The organism is Polynucleobacter paludilacus (assembly GCF_018687595.1).
Taxonomy (GTDB): Bacteria; Pseudomonadota; Gammaproteobacteria; order Burkholderiales; family Burkholderiaceae; genus Polynucleobacter; species Polynucleobacter paludilacus.
Window position 1 is genome coordinate 1607272 of the sequence record NZ_CP061298.1, and the last position, 23610, is coordinate 1630881.

Here is a 23610-nt window from a genome sequence, read left to right on the forward strand (position 1 = left end):
CTTATCGCTTATTCAATGTCTATCGAGAACGAATCATCGTTCCGAAAGCTTGCTCAGTCAAAATTTCTAGCAATAGGGAGTGTTCAATTCTGCCATCAATAATATGAACTGAATTCACACCACTTTTAGCTGCATCTAGCGCAGAGGAAATCTTAGGCAACATGCCCCCAGAAATCGTTCCGTCTGCAAATAATTCATCAATCTCGCGGGCTGTTAAATCCGTCAAGAGCTTGCCATTCTTATCGAGTACGCCAGGAATATTGGTCATCATCACTAATTTCTCGGCATGCAAAATTTCAGCCATCTTGCCAGCCACCAAATCTGCATTAATGTTGTAGGCTTGACCCTCTTCGCTAAATCCAATTGGGGAAATGACTGGAATAAAAGCATCGTCTTGGAGGGCCTTCACTACCGCAGGATTAATGGCTTCAATCTCACCTACAAAGCCAATATCAATATTCTCACCGCGCTTATTTTCATCAGGTACTAATAGTTTTCTAGCATGAATTAAGCCACCATCTTTTCCAGTTAAGCCAACTGCTTGACCGCCAAAATGATTAATCAACATCACGATATCTTGTTGCACTTCACCACCTAGAACCCACTCAACCACTTCCATGGTTTCTTCATCGGTGACGCGCATACCTTGAATAAAGGTGCCAACTTTGCCAATCTTTTTGAGTGCTTCATCAATCTGTGGTCCGCCTCCATGAACCACTACCGGGTTCATGCCAACGAGTTTGAGCAAAATCACATCACGTGCAAAACTTTCTTTCAGGCGCTCTTCAACCATCGCATTGCCGCCGTACTTAATCACAATAGTCTTGCCGTGATATTGGCGAATGTATGGCAATGCTTCGGCCAGAATCTCCGCCTTCAAAATTGGCGGAATATCGGCGAGCGTAGGCAAGGAATTGGTCATCAGAAAAGCGATTTATTCGCCAAATAGTTTTTGACGCAGCTCGCGACGCTCTTGCGCCTCAAGCGATAAGTTCGCGGTAGGTCTCGCGATTAAGCGCGATAGGCCAATAGGTTCGCCAGTCTCTTCACACCAGCCGTAGTCTCCTGACTCAATACGGGCCAGGGCTTGCTCAACTTTTTTCAAGAGTTTGCGTTCGCGATCACGGGTCCGCAATTCAAGCGCATGCTCTTCTTCAATCGTTGCCCGATCAGCTGGATCAGGAACCAAAATGTTTTCACGAAGATGCTCGGTAGTCTCCGAAGCATTCTTCAAGATATCGTCTTTGAGGGTTAAAAGCTTTTGACGGAAAAAATCCAATTGAGCGGCATTCATGTACTCCTTCTCGGACATCTTCATTAAAGTGTCCTCAGTGAGTGGGGCACCTTTAACTGCTTTGCTGGCTGTTTTAGCTGCTGCAGGTTTTGTTGCTGTTTTTACCGTCATTTCATTCTTTCCTGGGTTTGAAGCATTATTGCCTCATTCTGCCAAAGTTTTGCGACCTTTTATCAATATTTACTGTGGCGGTGGATTGTATCGGAATCCGGCTCAGACCAAGCAGCCTTCTAGGCCAGCCAGCAATGTGTCCTTCGGCAGATCAATCCCAATGAAGACCATGCGGGTTTGTTTAGGCTCAGAGCCCCAAGGGCCGGCTAAATCGCTGCCCATCATCTGATGAACCCCCTGAAAAACCACCTTGCGGGGGCTCCCCTTGACATATAAGACCCCCTTATAGCGCAGCATCTTCTCACCAAATACCTCCAAAATGCCGCCCAGGAAGTCTTCTAGCTTTTGATGATCAAAGGGTTTATCACTACGAAATACGAAAGACTGGATGCGATCTGTGTGTCCTGCGTGCCCATGATGATCGTGTGCATGGTCGTGGTCATGATGATGGTGCTCATGATCATGACTGTGGTCATGCCCACAAGTACTGTGATCATGATCTTCTTGCTCCAGAAAATGAGGATCAATGTCTAATTTGGCATTGAGATTGAAGCCTTTGAGGTCCAGCACCGCATTTAAAGGAACAATCCCTTTGGCAATCCCCTGAATTGGTGCACGGGGATTCATATGCATTAAGCGATTCTTCAGAGCCTCCACTTCAGCCTGGCTAACCAGATCCGTTTTGGTGATGAAGATTTGATCGGCAAAGCCTACCTGTCGCTGAGCCTCTTCATGCTCAGAAAGCTGTTGTTGGCCATGCTTGGCATCCACCAGCGTCACCACTGCGTCTAAGACATAGTGATCCGCAACATCATCATCCATAAAGAAGGTCTGGGCTACAGGTCCTGGGTTGGCAACCCCCGTAGTTTCAATGACGACCCGATCAAAGCTGATTTTTTTGTCTTTACGCTCTTGCCAGAGCGCATTGAGGGCCTCAACTAAGTCCCCGCGGATTGTGCAGCAAATGCAGCCATTGCTCATTTGCACAATATTTTCTTGATGATCTTGAACCAAAATATCGTTATCGATATTTTCCTCACCAAATTCGTTTTCAATCACGGCAATTTTCTTGCCGTGTTGCTCGGTCAAAATATGTTTGAGGAGAGTAGTTTTACCGCTGCCTAAAAAGCCGGTCAGGATTGTTACAGGAATTAATGCCATCACAGGTCCATTCAAAATTCAGATTTCCCACAAAGGGAAACTCATATATTACCGAGTTGCTTAGCCTTTGCCTACTTTTGCACGTGGGTGGGCTTTGTCATAGGCCTGAGCTAAATGCTGGAAATCCAAAGAGGTATAAATTTGGGTACTGGCGATACTGGCATGACCCAACATCTCCTGCACCGCCCTTAAATCTTGGGATGATTGCAAAACGTGACTAGCGAAGCTGTGCCGCATCATATGAGGATGCACATGGGTTGGAAGCCCCGCCCTCATCGCCAGGCTTTTCAGGCGTGATTGAACTGTTCTAGGTGATAGGCGAACCCCATTAGCTGAGATAAACAAGGCGATTGATTGAGTGGCATGAGGTGATGCATCACGCAGATCTCTCCAGGCCTTCAAGGAGCTCATGGCAGGGACGCCCACCGGGACAGAGCGTCGCTTACCACCCTTTCCTAATACTGTCACCTCAGCAGCATTCCAGTCCAGCCAGCCAGCCGACTCCTGTTGGCGATCCTTGCTCTGCAATACATCAATCCCCAACAACTCTGAAAGACGCAATCCCGATGAATACAGAAGATCGATTAGCGCTGCATCACGAACGGTTTCCAAATCGTTTTTCTCTTGAGCCTCACGCACTGCCTGATTAACCAAAGCCAAAGCCTGCTCAACGGAGAGCGCTTTGGGTAATGACTTCAATCGCTTGGGGGCTTTGACATCGTCTACAGGATTGACAAGCAAACTGTGCTTTGCTGAACGCGCATCCTTCTCAGTTATCCAGTCGAACCATCCTCGCCATGCAGAAAGCGCCCTAGCAATAGTTCTGGATGATTTGCCTTTGGCATGTAACTTACCCGCCCAGCGTCGAATATGCGCATTGCTGACTTTCAGTAATTCAACAGCATCCTCAACAGCAAAATTTTGCAGAGTAGAAAGATCTTGGCCATACGCCTTTAGCGTATGTGGTGAAAGTTGACGTAATACATGTAGCTCATGCAAATACTCTTGCATCAGCGGATGAAGCGGCTGAGTTTCAGCTGCCGCTGTCTTCATATGCTTTAACACGGTCCAAAGCTGCAGCAGTGAGTTCTGCAATCTGCTTTAAATAGAAGGCGCCCATATCTGCCGTAAAACGGGTTTCATCCTTGCTAGCCAACAGCAGGACAGCTGGAGAGTGAGGAGTTGACGCGTGTTTCGCAATTGGTAGGCCAATGGCAACCATACTTTGCCATGCTGGATCAATTGCTGTTTGCGTTGCCAACAAATCTACGCTTGCCGCTGCCAATTCTTTTGCAGATCCGCACAAGGGCGTGTCGATCCAAGGACCGAATGCAGAATGGGGTGAGAGCAGTTGGGCGCTGTCGACCTCAAAGACTTCTGCCAATCCAATCGTTACTGCACTCTCGACCTCAGCCTTAGTATTAGCACGCATCAATTGCAACAACCAAGCAACGAGTGCCTGCTGGGTTTTGTCATTACGGCTACCAAAATAAAGCATCTCACTTAAGCGACGATTCAATTCTTGGTTTTGTGTGCGCAGCAGAGTCATCTGCCGCTCTTGTAAAGAAATCGCGCGATCTTCGTGCGGATGCTTGAGGCGAATCTCATTTAATAGATTGGCGTAGCGCTCAAAGAAACCAGGGGTTGCTCGTAACCACTCTGCTACTAATTCTTCTTGCTCGGCTTGTTTGCTATCAATTACGCTCATCTATCTATCTCTCTGTTTTCTCTTTAGCTTAACTTCTTACGTAACAGCTCATTGACTTGGCCTGGATTCGCTTTACCTTGGGAGACTTTCATGATTTGTCCGACCAAAGCATTAAAAGCCTTTTCTTTTCCAGAGCGGAACTCTTCAACCGATTTTTGATTGGCTGCCAATACCGCATCAATGATTGCCTCTAAGGCACCGCTATCGCTAATTTGTTTTAAGCCTTTAGCTTCAATAATTTGATCAACTGAGCTAACGGGTTTTCCAGAGAGCGCTTCCTCCCAAAGGATTGCAAATATATCTTTAGCAATCTTGTTAGAGATGGTGCCATCAGCAACCCGTTGTAATAAGGGAGCAAGGTGAGTCGCCTGCAGCGGTGAAGCGGCGGCAGAGATGCCAGCGCGATTGAGTGAAGAAGCAAATTCACCAGCAATTAAATTGGCAGCGGCCTTAGCTAATGGCTTGCCAACAATTGCTAGTAAGGCTTCAAATAAGTTAGCTGTGTCGCGATCTTGTGTGAGTAGCTGCGCATCGTAAGCACTCAAGCCGAACTCGCTTTGCCATTGCTGGCGTAGCTGAGCAGGCAATGCTGGCATCGTTTCACGGACTGCTGCAATCCAAGCATCATCAATGATGACTGGCAATAAATCGGGGTCAGGAAAGTAGCGATAATCATTGGCATCTTCTTTGCTGCGCATGCTGCGAGTCTCACCGCGATCAGGATCATAGAGACGCGTCTCTTGCACCACCGTGCCGCCATCTTCAATCAACTCGATTTGACGCCGAATCTCATACTGAATAGCTTCTTCTAAAAAACGGAAGGAGTTGAGATTTTTAATCTCACAGCGTGTACCAAATTCTTTTTGTCCCACTGGTCGAACTGAAACGTTGGCGTCACAACGGAAAGAACCTTCTTGCATATTGCCGTCACATACTCCTAGCCACACCACCAAACCATGCAAAGTTTTAGCATACGCAACCGCTTCTGCAGCACTGCGCATCACTGGCTCAGTGACGATTTCCAATAAAGGAGTACCAGCACGATTCAGATCGATGCCGCTAGAAGCTTCGCCATGGGGGCCAATAAAGCCCTCCTCATGCACAGACTTGCCTGCGTCTTCTTCAAGATGAGCGCGGGTCAATTCAATTACTTTGACTTCATCGCCAACTAAGATTTCTAAGTGACCGCCCAAGACTACCGGAATTTCATACTGACTAATTTGGTAGCCTTTCGGTAAGTCAGGATAGAAATAATTCTTGCGGGCAAAAATACTAGCCGGCGCAATCTTGGCTCCAATTGATAAGCCAAATCGAATGGCATGCTCGACAGCAGCGCGGTTCAGTACCGGCAAGACACCAGGCAAGGCCAAATCAACTGGACAGGCTTGTGTGTTTGGTCCAGCACCAAAGCGTGTGCTCGCGCCACTAAAAATTTTGGATTGGGTTTGTAACTGCGTGTGGGTCTCTAGCCCGATAACAACTTCCCATTGCATCATGCCACCTCGCTTGCTTGACGCAAATGCCAATCACTGGCTTGCTGGTAGTGGTGAGCAACTTGCAATAAGCGAGCTTCAGAAAAATAATTACCAATCAACTGCATGCCAATTGGTAAATTCTGTGAATTAAATCCGCAAGGAGCGCTCATTGCTGGGAGTCCCGCTAGATTTGCCGACAAGGTATAGATATCTTCTAAATACATCTGCAAGGGGTCTTTTGACTTTGCGCCTAGACGCCAAGCAACATCCGGCGCGACTGGACCCAGAATCACATCGCAACTCTGAAATGCGGTTTGGAAATCAGCGGCAATAATCCGCCGAATTTTTTGAGCCTGTAAATAATAAGCATCGTAATAACCATGAGACAACACATAGGCACCAATCAAAATACGGCGCTTAACCTCAGCACCAAAACCTTCAGTGCGAGATTTTTTATACATGTCATTGAGATCGCGATACTCACTGGCGCGATAGCCATAACGCACACCATCAAAGCGGCTTAGGTTGCTTGAAGCTTCCGCAGGCGCCAAAACGTAATAGACCGGGATAGACAACTTGGTCTTTGGCAGGCTGACTTCGATTATCTGGGCGCCCAAACTTTCTAATAATTTTGCTGCCGCCTGGACAGACTTGGCGACCTCTTCGGATAGCCCTGCTGCAAAAAATTCTGCCGGCATGCCAATCCGCAAACCTTCTAAGGGTTTTGCAGGGTTTGCATTTCCTGCGCGCCAATCCTGCTGGAGATAACGGCTGTAATCCTCGCCAGAATCTGCCAAAGAAGTCGAGTCGCGCGGATCGTGCGACGACATCGCTGAAAGCAATAATGCGCAGTCTTCGGCACTTTTTCCCATTGGCCCAGCTTGATCGAGGGAAGAGGCGTAAGCAATCATCCCGTAACGGGATACACGCCCATAACTTGGTTTAATGCCGGTCAATCCACAAAAAGCTGCAGGCTGACGAATGGATCCACCAGTATCGGTACCGGTCGCAATCGGCGCCAGACCAGCGGCTACAGCTGCAGCCGAACCGCCTGATGAGCCTCCCGCCACACATTCTGTATTCCAGGGGTTCAAAACTGGGCCGTAAGCGGAGTTTTCATTGGATGAGCCCATGGCGAACTCATCCATATTGGTCTTGCCCAGGCAAACCATTCCAGCCCCATGACCATTGGCCTGGTCTGGAATGCCCAGATTAGCAACCACAGTGGCATCAAACGGACTTTGGTAGTTTTCCAGCATTTTTGAGGCTGCAGTGGACTTCCAGCCCCTCGTTACAAAGACATCTTTGTGGGCAATAGGAATACCCGTTAATTTACTGGCCTTACCTGCGGCCCTTAAGGAGTCGGCCTGGGCAGCTTGCGCAAGGCTAAGCTCGGGATTCACGTCTAAATAAGCGTTGAATGCCTTACCCGCTGAAATGCGACTTAAAAAGTACTGCGTTAGCTCGGCACTAGAAACCTCTTTGGCTTCCAGAGCCTTTGCCATCAGGGTGATCGGGGTTTTATGCCAACTCATTCAATCACCTTGGGAACTAAGAAATAGCCGTCTTGTTGCGCTGGCGCAGAAAGCATATTTTCCGCACGATGGTCGGATTCGGTGACCCGATCCACCCTCAAAGCCTGGGCTAACTCACGCAAAAAGAGGATAGGGTGCGCCAAAGGCTCTAGCCCCGCAGTATCTACGGCCTGCATCTCCTCCACTAGAGAAAAAACAGCTTGTAGCTGGGGCAAAATTCCCTCAGCTTCTGTAGGATTTAATTCCAGTCTAGATAAGTGCGCAATGCGCTGAACATCGTCAAGTTTCATGAGGCGCTAGAGTATCATTCCTATATATATTTATTAACACTTCTTATTTTCCCACTACATCATGTTTGGTTTTTTCCGTAACTACTTTGCCAATGACCTAGCCATCGACCTGGGTACCGCCAACACCTTAATTTATATGCGTGAGCGGGGTATTGTGCTGGATGAGCCCTCCGTTGTGGCAATCCGCCAAGAGGGTGGCCCAAATGGCAAAAAGACCATTTTGGCAGTAGGAAAAGAGGCTAAGGCCATGCTGGGCCGCGTTCCCGGCAATATTGAGGCCATTCGCCCAATGAAAGATGGCGTGATCGCCGATTTCACGATCACCGAGCAAATGCTCAAGCAATTTATCAAAATGGTTCATGAGAGCAAGCTTCTCAAACCTAGTCCTCGCATCATTATTTGCGTTCCTTGTGGATCTACTCAAGTTGAGCGCCGTGCTATTCGCGAATCGGCTCTCGGCGCCGGCGCCTCACAAGTCTTCTTAATTGAAGAACCTATGGCTGCAGCGATTGGTGCGGGCTTGCCAGTTTCGGAAGCGGCAGGTTCAATGGTGGTGGATATTGGCGGCGGTACCACTGAAGTCGGTGTGATGTCTTTGGGTGGCATGGTTTACAAAGGCTCGGTTCGTGTTGGTGGTGACAAGTTTGATGAAGCCATTACCAACTACATTCGTCGTAACTACGGCATGTTGATCGGCGAGCAAACTGCTGAGCTGATTAAAAAGACGGTTGGCTCTGCATTCCCTGGCACTGAAGTGCGTGAGATGGAAGTCAAGGGTCGGAATCTTTCAGAAGGTATTCCTCGCAGCTTTACTGTTACCAGCAATGAAATCCTGGAAGCATTGACCGATCCACTCAATCAAATTGTGACCGCAGTTAAAGCAGCGCTCGAGCAAACACCTCCTGAGTTGGCATCGGACATTGCCGAACGCGGCATGATGTTGACAGGTGGTGGTGCACTATTGCGCGATCTTGATCGCCTGTTGCTTGAAGAGACAGGGCTGCCCATTCATGTTGCGGAAGATCCTTTGACCTGCGTAGCGCGTGGCTCTGGTATTGCTCTAGAGCGCATGGACAAGCTAGGCGGAGTATTCTCGCAAGAGTAAACACTTCTCACATCGATCAGGGCATTGCAATATAGCGCTCCACCTCTTTTTAGACAAGGCATTCCGGCCTTAGTCAAATTGATCGTCTGTCTTTCAATCAGCATTGCACTGATGCTGATTGACTATCGATTCAAGACACTGGATCCGATTCGCAATAAAGTGAATTGGGTTTTGCGTCCCCTCGAGTACATCATGCTCACGCCCCGCAATGTGTATCAAGCCAGCACCGATTACTTCACTACGCGCGGTACGCTAGAGCAAGAAAATCAAGTTTTCAAAGCACGTCAAGCTGAACTTGCGTTGCTGGCAAATCAATCTGAGTTTTTATTGATTGAGAATCAAAATCTTCGCCAGCTCATGGATTTACAAAAGCAGCTTGCGTTCAAAACACTTCCCGTAGAAATTCTCTTTAATCCACCCAATCCAATTTCTCAACGCGTAGTAATTAATCGTGGAAGTGACGATGAATTGAAGCTCGGCAATCCAATTGCAAATGATGCCGGCATACTGGGTCAAGTAGTGCGTTTATATGATCACTCAGCTGAAGTTTCGCTCCTAGAGGACCGCGACTTTGCGGTGCCAGTCCAAGTGGCTCGCAATGGCTTACGCGCTGCTGTTTTTGGTGCTGGTCGCGGCAATCCACTAGAACTTCGTTACCTCCCTGTTGCCAGCGATTTAGAAGTGGGTGACATCTTGATTACTTCTGGTATCGATGGGGTATATCCTCCCGGCTTTGCCGTTGCTGTCATTAGCCGTATCGAGCGCAATACCGAGAAGAACTCATCGAATGTATTTTGTGTGCCCATAGCTGCTGTTAATCGCTACCGTCAGGCACTAGCCTTCCTTTACGACCCTCAGTGGGATGCTAAGGCGCCCAATCTCAATAGTAAGTTTGGTGGAAATGCAGCAACGACGAACACCGCACCAGGGCGTCGCCAAACCCGCTCCAGGGGGATGCCATGATCGATCTTGAAAGCGGATACATTCTGCGGCCGGTTAATCCGGTATTTATTTACTTTAGTTTGTTTTGTGCCCTGTTACTCAACCTACTTCCGATTGGCAACTATGGATGGGTGCCAGACTGGCTAATCGTATGCATTATTTTTTGGAATATTCATCAACACCGCTACATCGGCGTGACTTGGGCATTTATTTTCGGCCTTCTCATGGATGTCCACAACTCGGATTTGCTGGGCTTACATGCCTTTAGTTATGCACTAGTCGCGTATATCGCAATTGCTTGGCAAAAGCGGATCGTAGCCCTGAGTGTGGCATCTCAAGCGCTCCATCTCTTGCCGATCTTTTTACTAGTAGCGTTATTTCCTTTGATCATGCATTGGATCTTGAGCGGAGAAATCATTTGGTGGGCACTTACTGGTGCAATTCAAGCCTTTATTGAGACCCTGCTGTGGCCGCTCGCAACACGTATTCTGCTCGCACCTCAGCGCAGACCGATAGACATAGATCACACTCGGCCACTTTAAGAAGCTGCATGGTTTCTTTCAAAAAACCCAATCTCGATTCATTTCAAAAGCGCATTCACATTGCGACTTTGTTCGTTACAGTTTGTTTTGCATTGCTGGGTGTTCGGCTAGTCTGGCTGCAGCTAATTCAACACGGTAGATACTCGCTGCTTGCTGAAAATAATCGCATTGCATTGGTACCCGCCCCAGCTAATCGCGGTCTTCTGATTGATCGCTCAGGAATTGTGATTGGCCGAAACTACTCTGCACTAACGCTTGAGGTTAATGCCGAAGAAGTTAAAGGCAATATTGATGACTTGATTAATCAGCTATCGGAAGTCATACAAATTTCTCCGCGCGATCGTCGTAACTTTAAACGCTCGCTTGAAGACTCTCGCAATATGGGTACCTTTCCCTTGCGATCGATGCTCAATGAAACTGAAACGGCTCGCTTCATGGCAAACCGCTATCGCTTTCCTGGAGTAGATATTCGGGCCCGCAGTTTTCGTGAGTACCCCTACAACGAATTAGCCTCACATTTAATTGGATACATTGGGCGCGTCTCGCAAAAAGATAAGGAGCGGATGCAAGCAGAGATCGGTGATGCAAAAGCAGATGATCCTGATGCACTACAGACCTCTTTCTTGCCCGGCATTCAATATGTTGGGAAGATTGGCTTAGAACAAAAATATGAAAGCGTTTTGCGCGGGGTTCCCGGTTACGATCAAGTGGAAATTACCGCTGGTGGTAGGCCAGTAAGAACCTTGTCAAGCTCCCCCTCTATCCCGGGCAAAAATATTGTCCTATCCGTGGATATCAAGTTGCAATACTTGGTTGAACAGCTGTATGGAAATTTTCGTGGTGCATTTGTAGCGATTGAACCCCAAACTGGAGATATCTTAGCCTTTGTTTCAAAGCCCAACTTCAACCCGAATGACTTTGTTGAAGGTATTGATGCAGTCACTTGGAAAGAGCTCAATGACTCTCCATCCAAACCCCTCTATAACCGCCCCTTAAAAGGAATTTATCCGCCCGGATCGACTTACAAGCCCTTCATGGCTTTAGCAGCCCTGGAGAATAAAAAACGCACCCCTTCACAAACCATTTTTGATCCAGGCTATTTTGATTTTGGTAACCATACCTTTCGCGATGATAAAAAGGGTGGTCACGGTACAGTAGACATGCAAAAGTCGATTGTTGAATCTTGCGACACTTACTACTACATGCTTGCGCGCGATATGGGCGTAGATATGATTGCGAAGTTTATGAAACCTTTTGGCTTTGGCCAAATCACTGGAATTGATTTAGAGGGTGAAGCGAAAGGTGTTTTACCGTCTACGGATTGGAAAAAAAATACCTTCAAAAAACCTGAGCAACAAAAATGGTACGAAGGTGAAACGATTTCTTTAGGCATTGGTCAGGGATACAACGCCTTCACGATTTTGCAATTAGCCCATGCGATGGCCAATATGGCCAATAATGGGGTGGTTATGAAACCTCACCTTGTAAAGGCGATTGAAGATCCCTTTACTCGTCGTCGCGAGCTCACAACGCCAAAGGAGAGCTACCGCATTGATCTCAATCCAGAAAATATTGCAGTGATTAAAAATGCCATGATTGAAGTAAATCGCTCAGGCACCTCTGCAGCAGCCTTTCAGGGGGCAGACTATGTAGCTGGCGGCAAAACGGGTACAGCACAGGTGTTTAGCTTAAATTCGAAAGAATATAAACATGGCGCTACCGCTGAATTCTTGAGAGATCATGCTTTGTTTATTGCTTTTGCCCCAGCTGATAAGCCCACTATCGTGATTGCAATGGTGGTAGAAAATGCTGGCTTTGGCGCACAATATGCCGCACCGATTGCACGCAAAGCACTGGATTACTACATAGACGGCAAATGGCCTAAAGAGATTCCCGAATGGAAAAGAGCCCCTTAAAAAAAATTCGGTCCCTCTTATTAAGATTTTCTTCAGGGCTAGATCAACGTCTAGGCTTGATATTGCTTTGTCTGGCAGTCATGGGTTTTTGTACATTCCTCTCGGCTAGCCAAGGAACGCCTGTCAGCATTGAAGATGAATTGCGAAATCTTGCACTCTCATTTGTAGTGATGTGGATCGTTTCACGCATTCCACCAAAATGGCTAGAACTAGCAGCAGTTTGGATATATGGCCTAGGAGTTGCGCTCTTAGTCGCAGTAGCTGCCTTTGGCTTAATTAAAAAGGGTGCAAGGCGCTGGCTCAATATTGGCGTAGTCATTCAGCCCTCAGAAATTATGAAAATTGCAATGCCACTGATGCTCGCTTGGTACTTTCAAAAAAGAGAGGGTATTCAAAAGGGTTGGGATTATGGGATTGCCGGAGTGATCTTAGCGATCCCTGTTTTTTTGATTGCCCGTCAACCCGACCTAGGCACCGCGCTCTTAGTTTTTGCTGCTGGAATGTATGTGATTATTTTGGCAGGACTCCCTTGGAAATGGATTCTGCCATTTATAGGTGTAGGCTTTTTTGGAATTGTCTTGATCGTCATTTTCGGCAATACGATTTGCGCTCCAGATATTACATGGCCATTTGTACATGACTATCAAAAACATCGCATTTGTACTTTGCTTGATCCTAGCAGCGACCCCCTGGGCAAAGGATTTCATACGATTCAATCGATGATTGCGATTGGCTCCGGAGGGCTCCTTGGCAAAGGTTGGTTTCAGGGCACCCAGGCTCATCTGGAATTTATTCCCGAGAAACATACTGACTTTGTATTTGCCGTCTTCTCTGAAGAATTTGGTTTAGTCGGTAACTTAATCCTGTTGGCTCTTTTCTTTGCCCTCATTAAAAGAGGGTTGGCAATTTCTGCGGGGGCGCCCAATCTATTCACTCGATTATTGGGGGCCTCAGTAACAATGATTTTCTTTACCTATGCCTTTGTCAACATTGGCATGGTCAGCGGTTTATTGCCAGTAGTTGGTGTACCACTTCCCTTTATTAGCTATGGCGGTACAGCCTTAGTAACGCTTGGATTTGGGGCGGGCATCCTGATGAGCATTCATCGACATCGCCGCTTAGTCCAGAGCTAAGCTCTAACAGGGTCAGTAGATAATAAAAAAGCCCGGAGAACCGGGCTTTTTTCACATAAGTGCAAATTACTTCTTACGCTTATTTACAGAATCTTTAAATGCTTTACCAGCAGAGAACTTAACAGTCTTAGCAGCAGCAATTTTGAGTGGCTCACCAGTTTTTGGATTACGGCCCATACGTGCAGCACGTTTGCCAGATGAGAAAGTACCGAAACCAATCAACTGAACTGAGTCAGCCTTAGTAACAGCTTTAATAATGTGCTCAATAGCAGAATTTAATGCAAATTCAGCCTTGGCTTTTGAGATCTCAGCATCGTCAGCAATCGCTGCGATTAGTTCTGCTTTATTCAAGTGAAGCTCCTTATTAATATTGATGTCGGCGCAGATTGCGCTCAGGTGATTTTAACCACAAAAAATTACAAAAATAAAGTGAAAGCGAAATAGTTTTTACTCTTGAACGGCTTCCACACCAGAAACAAAGTATTCTGTTTCGCCAAAACAGCTGGTGGGCAAACCGATGTGTTGCTCATACTTCACAGCCACTTTATTGCCAAGATTAGCATTCAGTTTTTGGGCGACTGCATCATCGCGCACCGTAAAGAAGAATTTTTCTGCAATCGTTCCTGGCATCGATACCATTGCCAGCTCTCCCTCCCAGGTTTTACAAATAAAGCCTTTTTTAGAGAATTTCTGTACATATCCGGCTCTCTCGCCAGTGGCATAGGACCAATTGAGCATAGCCCAGGTGTAGGCAAAAAAGCCTACTAATCCAATTAAAACAAGGCTTAAGAGCCATTTAAGAAATCGATTCATTTGCCATTTCCTTTGCCAGTTCTAATAAACCCCAATTTGAGCATACTCAATGAAGAAATAGATGAATAGTTTAGATTAGGCAACTTAAAATGAATAAATCCATATAAATCAGCCCAATCTCATGCAAACACGTCACATCATCTTTTTCATTTTTGTGGTCTCTGCGCTCTACGTTTATTTTCGGGGCAAAGTCCGTTTTGGACTTGTCCGCTCTCTGATGGATTACCAGGTGCTACTGGCCCCAATCAATTGCATGCTCTATCTTTTTTCAAAGATTAAGCCCACAGCCTATATTCCAGTGGACCAGTTTCCAGACTTAGCGCCCCTCAAAGAGCATTGGGAAACCATTCGGCAAGAAGCACTTTCTTTAAATGCCGATGGGGCCATTGCTGCAGCAACTGGCTATAACGATCTAGGCTTCAACTCTTTTTTCCGAACGGGCTGGAAGCGCTTTCATCTCTGTTGGTATGGCAAAGAAATGCCTTCCGCTATTGCGGCGTGCCCAAAAACCCTGGCGTTACTGAAATCGATTCCCTCGATTAAGGCAGCGATGTTTGCTTCTCTCCCCCCGGGCGCTACTTTAGTGCGCCATCGCGACCCCTATGCGGGCTCCTTACGCTACCACTTGGGCTTAGTAACGCCCAATGACCCTAAGTGCTTTATTGACGTAGATGGGCAACCCTACTACTGGAAAGAGGGGGAGGCGGTCATGTTCGATGAAACCTTTATTCACTTTGCGGCCAATCAAACCGATCATCAGCGTATCGTCTTGTTCTGTGATGTTGAAAGGCCTTTATATACCCCGTTCATGCGCATCTTTAATCGCTTGTTTGGCAAGTACGTCATGAGTGCGGCATCCTCGCAGAATGTTGAGGGTGAAAAGGTTGGCTTTGTAAATGTCCTTTTCAAATATTTCTACCATCTGAGAAGTTTGGCAAAGCAGCTTAAAGCCAAACATCGACCGGTTTATTACATCGGCAAATGGGTCTTAATTCTGGGTATTTTGTGGGCCCTATTTTGGTGAGTAAGTCCTAAACATTACTTGGGCATTAGGGCTCGGTTAATCTGCTCAGGGGTGATAGAGCCCCAAATTTCAATCCGTTTTTTTCGACTGTTCTGACCAGAAATAAACTGAATTTGCTTTTGAGGAATTTTTAATTGCTTGGACAGCCAAGCTAGCAGCATTTCATTGGCTTGGTTTTCAGCTGCTGGAGCTTGTAACGAGATTTTCAAGCAAGTATCAAAAAGCCCCACTACCTTTGTGAGCTTAGCTCCAGGCTGGCAATAAATACTAAGCACAATCCCAGTGGGGGCTTGTTTAATCCAAGGTGGCGTCATCAAAGTACTTTAAACTTAAATTATGCCAATCAAAAACTCTGAATCCCTAAACAGTCTTTTTGCCAATAATCGCGCCTGGGCCGAGGCGATGGTGAAAGAAGATCCTGAATTTTTTAAGCGCCTAGTCTCTCAGCAAGCCCCTGAGTATCTTTGGATTGGTTGTGCTGATAGCCGCGTTCCTGCCAATGAAATTGTTGATCTACTACCTGGCGAACTATTTGTTCATCGCAATGTAGCGAACGTCGTTGTGCACACTGATTTAAATTGCTTATCGGTGATTCAATTTGCCATTGACTTGCTAAAAGTAAAACATATTCTCGTTGTTGGTCATTATGGCTGCGCCGGCGTCCACGCCGCATTGAGTGATCGCCGTGTTGGCCTAGCGGACAATTGGTTGCGTCATGTTAAAGACGTTCACCAAAAACACGAACGTTATTTAGGTGAAGTACTGCCTACGCCAAAACGCCAAGACCGTTTATGCGAGCTCAATGTCATTGAACAAGTGATCAATGTTTGCGAAACAACCATCGTCAAAGATGCATGGTTAAGGGGTCAAGACCTCACTGTTCATGGTTGGACTTACCGCCTAGAGACTGGCTTAGTAAATGATTTAGGAATGTCAATTAGCTCTCCAGAGGAAATGAAAGTGCGTTACGAAAAAACTCTGCTGCGTTATGAGAATGAGTCTAGCTAGTTGCTGAAAAATCTTTCAAATCAGCTTGCAGTTGGTTTTTTAAAGCTTCTTTCAATTCTCCCCTACAGGCTGCTAGTCAATCTTGGATATCTGCTCGGTAGCATTGCCGCCTTGCTACCAAGCGAACGCAATCGTGTGGTGAAGACCAACTTGAGTTTGTGTTTCCCCGAGTTAAGCCCCAATGAAATAAATCAGTTAAGTCGAAAACATTGGCGCCTGCTCGGTCGCAGCCTGGTGGAGAAAAGTATCATTTGGCTCGGTAGCGCTAAGCAAGTGAGCGACATGATTGAAGTGCAATCCGAAGTAAACCTTGCCAGTCGTAAACCACGTATCTTGGTAAACATGCACTTCACCGGCATAGAGGGCAGCATTGTATTGAGTGCTCTTTCCAAAACCCATGATTGGCCCCGCACTTCCGGATTCTTTCAGAAAATGAAGAGCCCCTTCTTCAATCAAAAAATTATTGAATGGCGCAATCGCTTTGGTGGCAATTCGATTGACCGACAAGGCAACTCGATGGAATTGATTCGCGAGATTCGTAAAGGTAGTTTTATTATCATTGCCCCCGATATTGATTTGGGGATTAAAGACTCTACTTTTGTACCCTTCTTTAATATTCAAACCAATACGATTACCGCAGTGTCGCGCCTCGCCAAAATTACGGGGGCTGATGTCTGCACCATGATCACCACCCTCAAAGAAGATGGCTCCGGTTACATCTGCTCGATCAGTAAACCCCTAGAAAACTTCCCTAGCGATGATCCCGAGGCTGATACGGCTCGATTAAACCAAATCTTTGAAAAAGAAATTCGGCTCAGACCTGCAGAGTATTACTGGGTCCATAAGCGCTTCAAAAATCGCCCCAATCAAGAAGCCGGTCCTTATTAAGACGCAAGGCAGCAAGCAAGTCTTTAGTTGCCGCTACTTTTATCCTATCATTCAAGGATGAGCGAACGTATTGGGCTTTTTGCCGACCTTCATAGTAATTTAGAAGCCTTTGAGGCCTGCATGACTAGGGCTAAAGAGCTGGGCGTCACACGCATGGCTTTTCTGGGTGATCTGGTTGGATATAACGCCGATCCCAGTGCCTTAATCGATAGGATTGCTGCACTGGTAGATGCTAAGCAAGCGATCGCAGTCCGCGGCAATCATGATGAAGCCATCTTTAAAGACTACACACAGCAAATGAATATCAATGCTAGCGCTGCGATTGAGTGGACCAAAACCCAACTCAATTCGGCTCAAGTGCAGTTTTTGAAAGACTTGCCATTGATCATTCATGAAGAACAAATTTGCTATACCCATGCCTCCGCACATCATCCTGAAGCCTGGAATTACGTCACCGACAGTATGAGTGCCTGGCAATGTGCACAAAGTTCTGGCAAGCCTTATACCTTTGTTGGCCATGCTCATGAGCAAGCACTCTTCTATCAAAGTGCCGTGGGTAAGCTAATTCGTTTTGCACCACATCCGGGTGATGATGTGCCGGTCATGAATCATCGCAAGTGGGTCAGCGTGGTTGGCTCTTTAGGGCAGCCTCGTGATGGCAATCCAGCAGCATGCTTTGCAGTATTTGAGCCTGACTCTCAGTCGCTTACCTTTCATCGCACGCCTTACGACCACTTCACAGCAGCAGAAAAAGTCAGGCGGGCAGGCCTCCCTGAAGAGCTTGCAAATCGTCTGCTGACAGGCAAATAAGCGATGCCACTTTCCTCAGATATCGAAGCGGTCGATGATATTTTTCAAGAGGGCAAGGTTGTTGATGGCTTCTTATTGGGCAAAGAAGTTCATCGTGGCGGTATGGCCAGCCTCTTCTCGGCCACAAAAGCAGGCATTGGCGTTCCAATTCTTCTGAAGATTCCTCGGGTTGGCAAAGATCAGCCCGTTGAAAGCTTAATTGGATTTGAGACTGAGCTTACTATTTTGCGCGCCCTCAACAGCCCCTATGTTCCTAAATATTTGGGGGCTGGCAGTATGGCGACCCAACCGTATATCGCCATGGAAAGAGTGAATGGTAGGCCCCTGGAAGACTTCATCAAAGAAGGAAAAAAGTTCAGTGTTGAAGAGGTAATTCAGATTGGCGCTGACTTAGCCCAAGCAGTCCAATCACTTCACTCGCAAGATGCAATTCATCTGGATATCAAGCCAGAAAATATTTTGCTTGATGAACATGGCAAGCTCACTCTGATTGATTTTGGCCTATCACACCATGCCCGCTTTCCAGATCTACTGGCTGAAGAAATGCGCAAAGGTGTTGGGTCTGCACCCTACGTCTCACCAGAGCAAATCGTGGGTATCCGCGAAGACTATCGCAGTGATATTTTTTCGATTGGCGTCATCATGTATGAACTCCTTACGGGAGAGCTTCCGTTTGGCAACCCTCAAACCATGGGCGGTCTTCGAAAACGTTTATGGGCTGAGCCATTTCCCCCGCGAGGGATTCGTAAAGAGATTCCCCGTTGGCTTCAAGAGGTCATTCTTCGTTGTCTCGAACCTCGTGCAGCCAGTCGAATTCAAAGTGCCGCTCGCTTACGACAAATCTTGTTAGATCATGAGTCTCTTAAACTCACTGAGCGTGCCGATAGAGTTGAGCCGCCAAGCTTTTGGGAAAACCTTACCCGCTGGTTACGGGCTGCTGGTTATGAGCCCTCACCAAGCCCTCTTCCCAGTGCTGGCAACCAAGATTCACCTCTGATGATTGCGGCGATTGATACACGCCAATCTGATGGAGCGCTTCATCTAAAGATGCAAGTCGCCGCTCAAAATTTATTGCAAGCTTACTCTGAGGGTCGTTTGATTTGTGTCAGCACGATTGCAAGCACACCAACCTATGAAGGCAACCAAGAAAGTGAAACAGCCAGCGGAATTGTGCGCAGCCACTTAGTCCAACTGATGGAATGGGCTAAGCCACTGAAGCTTCCTCCTGAAAGAATTTCTTATCATGTATTGGAAGCGCTCGATCCGGCCAGCAGAATTGTGGAATTCGCTAAGGACAATGATGCCGCATTAATCTTAATTGGCGCAACGCATAAACTGCCCAACAAAGTCACGCCTTGGAGAACCTCGATGACAAAGATAGTCGAAGAGGCTTCCTGCAGCGTTCATATTGTGCGTACTTAGCTTAGCTCCGCCAAGCTAAGTACCACACTCATTACTTCATCTTATCCTGCTGACGATCTAGAATGACTTCAGGCTCTTGCGCTTCAATCCAGCTATCGCGATTGAGCACTGCATTGAGTCGCTTGTGATCGAGCTCACCAGTCCAATTGGCGACCACGATTGTTGCCACACCGTTACCAACCAAATTAGTTAAGGCGCGGGCTTCGGACATGAAGCGATCAATACCCAAAATGATGGCCAGACCTTCTACCGGCACATTACCTACGGCAGAGAGAGTTGCAGCCAAAACAATGAAGCCGCTGCCTGTAACGCCAGCAGCGCCCTTGGAGGTCAAAAGTAGGACCAACAGCAAGGTGATCTCTTGCAACAAGGTCATTTGGGTATTAGTAGCCTGCGCGATGAAGATGGCTGCCATCGTTAAATAAATCGAGGTGCCGTCTAAATTAAAGGAATAGCCCGTAGGAATAACTAAGCCGACACAACTCTTCTTGGCTCCTAAGACTTCCATTTTTTCAATCATTCGCGGCAGGACCGACTCCGAAGAAGAGGTGCCTAAAACAATCAGCAACTCTTCTTTGATATAGCGCACGAACTTGAAAATACTAAAGCCATTAAAGCGTGCGATCAGACCGAGCACAATGAAGATAAATAGTAGGCAAGTGATATAGAAACTACCCATAAGCTTGCCCAATGAGAACAAAGAGACAATCCCGTACTTACCAATAGTGAAAGCCATTGCACCAAAAGCGCCAACAGGGGCAAACTTCATGATGATGCCGATGATGTCGAAAAGAACGTGGGATAGCTTTTCTGTTAAGTCAAATACTAAAGTGCCACGGCCGCCAAACTTATGCAACGCAAAACCAAATAAGATGGCGAAGAAAAGCACTTGCAAAATATCGCCCTTAGCAAATGCATCAATTGCAGTGCTAGGAATGATATTCATTAAGAAGTCGACAACGGTACCGATTTTTCCAGGGCCGGTATAGGCTGCGATGCCTTTGGTATCCAAAGAGGCAGGATCAATATTCATGCCAGAACCTGGCTGGAATACATTAACAACAACTAAGCCAATAATGAGGGCTAGAGAGCTCACAACTTCAAAGTAAAGAAGTGCTAAACCACCAGTTTTGCCCACCTTCTTCATATCTTCCATGCCCGCAATACCCAGCACGACGGTACAGAAAATAATTGGGGCAATCAGCATCTTAATGCCCTTAATAAATGCATCTCCGAAGGGCTTCATGGCAACGGCCGCTTCAGGGTAAAAATGGCCCATGAAAACACCGATTGCAACAGCTACGAGCACTTGAAAGTACAGAATTTTATAAATTGGGGGTTTTTTGAGAGTCGCGGTCAATTTAGTCTCGCTTATAAGAGGGGTTTTAATAACGGTTAAACGTGTGATTTTATAACTTAATGGATACTTTGCCCACAAGTCCCCAGTGCTTGATAATGCTCTCATGGAAGATCAGGAAAAAGTTCGCGTTTCAAAACTGCTCTCAGAGCTAGGTCTCTGCTCTCGGCGCGAGGCTGATGGCTATATTGAGCAAGGTCTAGTGACGGTAGATGGGGAGGTTGTGAGCGAACTCGGGGTTCGAGCCTTTCGCCATCAAAAAATTGAATTGCAGTCTAGCGCCCAAAAACAGCAGGCCTCCAGGGTTACCGTCATTCTGAATAAGCCCGTGGGCTTTATTTCCCATTTTGATGATGAACAAGAGTATCAACCAGCCGCATCCCTGATTACGCCGGAGAATTACTTTCCCAGCCCCTTGGATAAAGGCCGCAGCACAAAATTCAATACCCGTGGTTTAGCCCCTGCCGGCCGGCTTGATATTGACTCTACTGGCATGCTAGTTCTGACTCAAGATGGACGAATTGCCAAACTGTTGATTGGGGAAAACAGCCCTATAGAGAAAGAATATCTCGTCAGAGTAGAAGGCAAGCTCTCATTTGCCGATTTGGATCTTCTAAAACATGGCCTCAGCCTAGACGGCGTTGTCCTCAAGCCAGCCCAAGTCAGCTGGCAAAACGAGGATCAATTGCGATTTGTTTTAAGAGAAGGCCGCAAGCGCCAGATCCGAAGAATGTGTGAGATGGTTGGGCTAAAAGTATTAGGTCTTAAGCGGGTGCGCATGGGGCGAATTTCTTTGGGTCCACTACCACCAGGACAGTGGCGTTTTTTACGGCCGGAAGAACAGTTCTAGCAAGGGGTGCCCGCTTATAATCAGGGTCATTCCCAGAATAAGCGCAGATTTACCATCGAAACGAATCCATCCAGCAATACCGCCGCAGAGGTATCTCGTCGCCGCAGTTTTGCAATCATCTCCCACCCAGACGCTGGCAAGACTACGCTTACAGAAAAATTACTTCTGTACGCGGGAGCGATTCAGATTGCGGGTAGCGTAAAGGCAAGAAAAGCCAGTAGGCACGCCACCTCAGACTGGATGGAAATTGAAAAGCAGCGTGGCATCTCTGTTGCAAGCTCTGTGATGCAAATGGAATATCGCGATTGCATTATTAATTTGCTGGACACTCCAGGTCACCAAGATTTTTCTGAGGACACTTACCGAGTTTTAACTGCGGTGGACTCTGCACTCATGGTAATTGATGCTGCCAATGGTGTTGAGTCCCAGACCTTGCGGTTATTAGAAGTTTGTCGCGCACGCAACACACCAATTGTTACCTTCATCAATAAAATGGATCGGGAAGTAAAACCACCGATGGAGTTGATGGATGAGATTGAGACTGCTCTCGGAATTGAAGTAGTTCCCTTCACTTGGCCCGTCGGTATGGGCAAATCTTTTGCAGGTGTGATCGATATTGCTCACTCGCAAATGCGGATGTTCAAGGCAGGTGAAGATCGTGTTACCGAAGACTCTCACACCATCATTGATGTGAACGACGCACAACTGAAAGATCGTCTCGGGTCGAGTCTTGATGAAGCGCTTACAGAAGTTGATTTAATTCAGAATGCTATGCCAGCCTTTGATCGTGAGGCTTTTTTAGCGGGGCGGCAGTCGCCAGTATTTTTTGGTTCAGCAATTAATAACTTCGGTGTTAGAGAAATTCTTAACACTCTGGTTGAATTAGCACCAGCGCCAGGGTCTCGCAAAGCACTGCAACGCGAAGTAAGTCCTGCTGAGAATAAATTCTCGGCAGTGGTATTCAAGATTCAGGCCAATATGGATCCCGCCCATCGCGACCGCGTGGCCTTCTTACGGATTTGCTCTGGTCACTTTGAGCGCGGCATGAAGCTCAAGATCTGTCGCAACGGCAAAGAGGTGCGCACCAATAATGCCCTCTCCTTTTTATCCCAGCGGCGCGATATTCTTGATGAGGCATTTCCTGGTGACATCATTGGCTTACCAAATCATGGCCTACTTCGTCTAGGAGACACGCTTACCGAAGGCGAGCAATTGCAATTTACGGGCTTACCTTTTTTTGCCCCAGAAATTTTTCGTATGGTTGAATCTGCCGATCCCCTGCGCACCAAACAATTACGAACCGGACTCATGCAACTTGGTGAAGAAGGTGCCATTCAGGTCTTCCGCCCAATGTCAGGCGGAACAATGCTCTTAGGAGCGTTTGGTCAACTCCAGTTTGAGGTAGTCAGTCACCGATTACAAACCGAATATGGCGCTGAGGTTAGACTCCTTCCAGCTCGGTTTAGTCTGGCACGTTGGGTAAGCTCTGATGACGCAGTCGCTTTAAAGAAATTCATTCAAGAAAATATTCACCGCATGGCGGAAGATGTTGTAGGGGCGCCAGTATTTCTGGTCACCCATAAATCAGAGCTCGATGTTGCTAGCCAGCGCTGGGAAGCCATTCAATTTCATGCTCTTCGGGAGCATGCCGGTCTCATTTTTCAATCTGACCTAGCCGGCTAAGCTTCAACGAGGTAATTTACAGTCGAACACTGCTACTAATGCAGTGTCACTGTTTCTGTAGGAGGCTACTTTTCCATATTGCTCGCAGTAGGCCTGTGCTTTTTTAGTCAACTCCGCCATGGAGGAGTCATTGCTATTTAGATATGTCACATGATTGGCGTCAGAGCCATCAGTGAACTCTGCAGCACAAGCAGCCAGACCTAGACACAGAATGAGTGCGAAATAGGATGGTTTTGTCATGGGTGCTTTCAGGTTTTAACGGGATATTGCTCGATTTAATCATGAATTAGCCAGGTTTGGCATACTATTAACATGCCTAACTGGAGCTACCTGATTGCACGTCTGATTAGCGCGATTGGCTCGTGGTTAGATGCGAGCAATCTGCGTAATCGGGTTTACCAACTTGAAGAAGAGAATGAGCTTTTGCGAACCGCTTTAGAAGATGTTCAACGCATGGATCCAGAAGGGCGCATTGGGTGGTATGCCAAAGAAACCTTAGATCACCTTAGTACACCAAAGAAATAGCGCAATTCTCGGATAAAC

At 46.9% G+C, this 23610-nt stretch carries 26 protein-coding genes; 13 read left to right on the forward strand and 13 right to left on the reverse strand.

The features are described 5' to 3' along the window. Window positions 1-19: 19 nt before the first annotated feature. The 8 genes from argB to gatC all read right to left on the reverse strand — a co-directional run bounded on the left by argB (window position 20) and on the right by gatC (window position 7574). Window positions 20-922: an acetylglutamate kinase gene (gene argB, locus AOC06_RS08425; RefSeq protein ID WP_215336529.1), complete on the reverse strand. Its 903-nt coding sequence runs from the start codon at window positions 920-922 to the stop codon at window positions 20-22. A 12-nt stretch (window positions 923-934) separates the two neighbouring features. Then, window positions 935-1318, reverse strand: coding sequence for an RNA polymerase-binding protein DksA (gene dksA / locus AOC06_RS08430; RefSeq protein WP_371818451.1), 384 nt, complete (start codon window positions 1316-1318; stop codon window positions 935-937). A 189-nt stretch (window positions 1319-1507) separates the two neighbouring features. Further along, complete coding sequence (locus tag AOC06_RS08435) at window positions 1508-2566, reverse strand: CobW family GTP-binding protein (protein WP_371818424.1); 1059 nt, start codon at window positions 2564-2566, stop codon at window positions 1508-1510. A gap of 60 nt (window positions 2567-2626) precedes the next feature. Continuing rightward, the gene (locus tag AOC06_RS08440; RefSeq protein ID WP_215380187.1) at window positions 2627-3619 is read right to left on the reverse strand and encodes a tyrosine recombinase XerC; all 993 of its coding nucleotides are present in this window, start codon (window positions 3617-3619) and stop codon (window positions 2627-2629) included. Continuing rightward, complete coding sequence (locus tag AOC06_RS08445) at window positions 3600-4274, reverse strand: DUF484 family protein (protein WP_215380189.1); 675 nt, start codon at window positions 4272-4274, stop codon at window positions 3600-3602. The genes AOC06_RS08440 and AOC06_RS08445 overlap by 20 nt, the downstream gene beginning before the upstream one ends. A 23-nt stretch (window positions 4275-4297) precedes the next feature. Beyond that, window positions 4298-5767, reverse strand: coding sequence for an Asp-tRNA(Asn)/Glu-tRNA(Gln) amidotransferase subunit GatB (gene gatB / locus AOC06_RS08450; RefSeq protein WP_215381910.1), 1470 nt, complete (start codon window positions 5765-5767; stop codon window positions 4298-4300). Beyond that, the gene (gene gatA / locus AOC06_RS08455; RefSeq protein WP_215380191.1) at window positions 5767-7284 is read right to left on the reverse strand and encodes an Asp-tRNA(Asn)/Glu-tRNA(Gln) amidotransferase subunit GatA; all 1518 of its coding nucleotides are present in this window, start codon (window positions 7282-7284) and stop codon (window positions 5767-5769) included. Before gatA ends, gatB begins: the two co-directional genes overlap by 1 nt. Next, a complete protein-coding gene (gene gatC, locus AOC06_RS08460; protein ID WP_215380193.1) occupies window positions 7281-7574 on the reverse strand; it encodes an Asp-tRNA(Asn)/Glu-tRNA(Gln) amidotransferase subunit GatC in 294 nt (97 codons plus the stop codon). Before gatC ends, gatA begins: the two co-directional genes overlap by 4 nt. A 61-nt stretch (window positions 7575-7635) precedes the next feature. Here gatC and AOC06_RS08465 point away from each other — a divergent pair, with 61 nt between their 5' ends. The 5 genes from AOC06_RS08465 to rodA are packed head-to-tail and all read left to right on the forward strand — an operon-like array spanning window position 7636 to window position 13212. Further along, the gene (locus AOC06_RS08465; RefSeq protein WP_215336541.1) at window positions 7636-8679 is read left to right on the forward strand and encodes a rod shape-determining protein; all 1044 of its coding nucleotides are present in this window, start codon (window positions 7636-7638) and stop codon (window positions 8677-8679) included. A gap of 24 nt (window positions 8680-8703) precedes the next feature. Continuing rightward, window positions 8704-9642, forward strand: coding sequence for a rod shape-determining protein MreC (gene mreC / locus AOC06_RS08470; RefSeq protein ID WP_215380194.1), 939 nt, complete (start codon window positions 8704-8706; stop codon window positions 9640-9642). Next, complete coding sequence (mreD, locus tag AOC06_RS08475; protein ID WP_215380196.1) at window positions 9639-10163, forward strand: rod shape-determining protein MreD; 525 nt, start codon at window positions 9639-9641, stop codon at window positions 10161-10163. The genes mreC and mreD overlap by 4 nt, the downstream gene beginning before the upstream one ends. Window positions 10164-10171: 8 nt before the next feature. Further along, complete coding sequence (gene mrdA / locus AOC06_RS08480; protein WP_215380198.1) at window positions 10172-12079, forward strand: penicillin-binding protein 2; 1908 nt, start codon at window positions 10172-10174, stop codon at window positions 12077-12079. Continuing rightward, complete coding sequence (gene rodA / locus AOC06_RS08485; protein WP_215380201.1) at window positions 12061-13212, forward strand: rod shape-determining protein RodA; 1152 nt, start codon at window positions 12061-12063, stop codon at window positions 13210-13212. Before mrdA ends, rodA begins: the two co-directional genes overlap by 19 nt. 66 nt (window positions 13213-13278) lie before the next feature. Here rodA and AOC06_RS08490 read toward each other — a convergent pair whose 3' ends face one another. After that, a complete protein-coding gene (locus tag AOC06_RS08490; RefSeq protein ID WP_161951824.1) occupies window positions 13279-13563 on the reverse strand; it encodes an HU family DNA-binding protein in 285 nt (94 codons plus the stop codon). A 96-nt stretch (window positions 13564-13659) separates the two neighbouring features. Continuing rightward, window positions 13660-14025, reverse strand: a complete 366-nt coding sequence (locus AOC06_RS08495) for a DUF8785 domain-containing protein (RefSeq protein ID WP_215380203.1) — start codon at window positions 14023-14025, stop codon at window positions 13660-13662. Window positions 14026-14146: 121 nt separating this feature from the next. Between AOC06_RS08495 and AOC06_RS08500 the strand changes: the two genes are divergently transcribed. Continuing rightward, entirely contained in the window at window positions 14147-15049 is a 903-nt protein-coding gene (locus tag AOC06_RS08500; RefSeq protein ID WP_215380205.1) for an aspartyl/asparaginyl beta-hydroxylase domain-containing protein, read from the forward strand. Window positions 15050-15063: 14 nt separating this feature from the next. Here the strand turns inward: AOC06_RS08500 and AOC06_RS08505 are convergent, their stop codons facing one another. Continuing rightward, window positions 15064-15363, reverse strand: a complete 300-nt coding sequence (locus tag AOC06_RS08505) for a DUF167 domain-containing protein (RefSeq protein ID WP_215380207.1) — start codon at window positions 15361-15363, stop codon at window positions 15064-15066. Between the two features lie 22 nt (window positions 15364-15385). On the opposite strand from AOC06_RS08505, the gene can reads away from it, so the two are divergent. From can to AOC06_RS08525, 4 genes are read left to right on the forward strand one after another with little or no spacing between them, the layout of a single operon-like run. Then, the gene (gene can / locus AOC06_RS08510; protein WP_215336556.1) at window positions 15386-16057 is read left to right on the forward strand and encodes a carbonate dehydratase; all 672 of its coding nucleotides are present in this window, start codon (window positions 15386-15388) and stop codon (window positions 16055-16057) included. After that, window positions 16058-16945, forward strand: a complete 888-nt coding sequence (locus AOC06_RS08515) for an LpxL/LpxP family acyltransferase (protein WP_215380209.1) — start codon at window positions 16058-16060, stop codon at window positions 16943-16945. A gap of 57 nt (window positions 16946-17002) precedes the next feature. After that, window positions 17003-17755 (forward strand): metallophosphoesterase family protein, encoded by a 753-nt coding sequence (locus AOC06_RS08520; protein WP_215380211.1) that lies wholly within the window; start codon window positions 17003-17005, stop codon window positions 17753-17755. A 3-nt stretch (window positions 17756-17758) separates the two neighbouring features. Then, on the forward strand, window positions 17759-19177 hold the full coding sequence (locus AOC06_RS08525) for a serine/threonine protein kinase (protein ID WP_215380213.1): 1419 nt from the start codon (window positions 17759-17761) through the stop codon (window positions 19175-19177). A gap of 31 nt (window positions 19178-19208) precedes the next feature. On the opposite strand, the gene AOC06_RS08530 is transcribed toward AOC06_RS08525, so the two are convergent. Next, window positions 19209-20537, reverse strand: coding sequence for a dicarboxylate/amino acid:cation symporter (locus AOC06_RS08530; RefSeq protein ID WP_255879950.1), 1329 nt, complete (start codon window positions 20535-20537; stop codon window positions 19209-19211). 103 nt (window positions 20538-20640) lie between these two features. Between AOC06_RS08530 and AOC06_RS08535 the strand changes: the two genes are divergently transcribed. Continuing rightward, window positions 20641-21384 carry a pseudouridine synthase gene (locus tag AOC06_RS08535; RefSeq protein ID WP_215380219.1) on the forward strand — a complete coding sequence of 248 codons (744 nt, stop codon included), beginning with the start codon at window positions 20641-20643 and terminating at the stop codon, window positions 21382-21384. Between the two features lie 54 nt (window positions 21385-21438). Continuing rightward, the gene (locus tag AOC06_RS08540; protein ID WP_215381912.1) at window positions 21439-23067 is read left to right on the forward strand and encodes a peptide chain release factor 3; all 1629 of its coding nucleotides are present in this window, start codon (window positions 21439-21441) and stop codon (window positions 23065-23067) included. 3 nt (window positions 23068-23070) lie between these two features. Here AOC06_RS08540 and AOC06_RS08545 read toward each other — a convergent pair whose 3' ends face one another. Further along, the gene (locus tag AOC06_RS08545; RefSeq protein WP_215380220.1) at window positions 23071-23307 is read right to left on the reverse strand and encodes a hypothetical protein; all 237 of its coding nucleotides are present in this window, start codon (window positions 23305-23307) and stop codon (window positions 23071-23073) included. 72 nt (window positions 23308-23379) lie between these two features. On the opposite strand from AOC06_RS08545, the gene AOC06_RS08550 reads away from it, so the two are divergent. Further along, the gene (locus tag AOC06_RS08550; RefSeq protein WP_215380222.1) at window positions 23380-23592 is read left to right on the forward strand and encodes a hypothetical protein; all 213 of its coding nucleotides are present in this window, start codon (window positions 23380-23382) and stop codon (window positions 23590-23592) included. Window positions 23593-23610 lie beyond the last annotated feature (18 nt).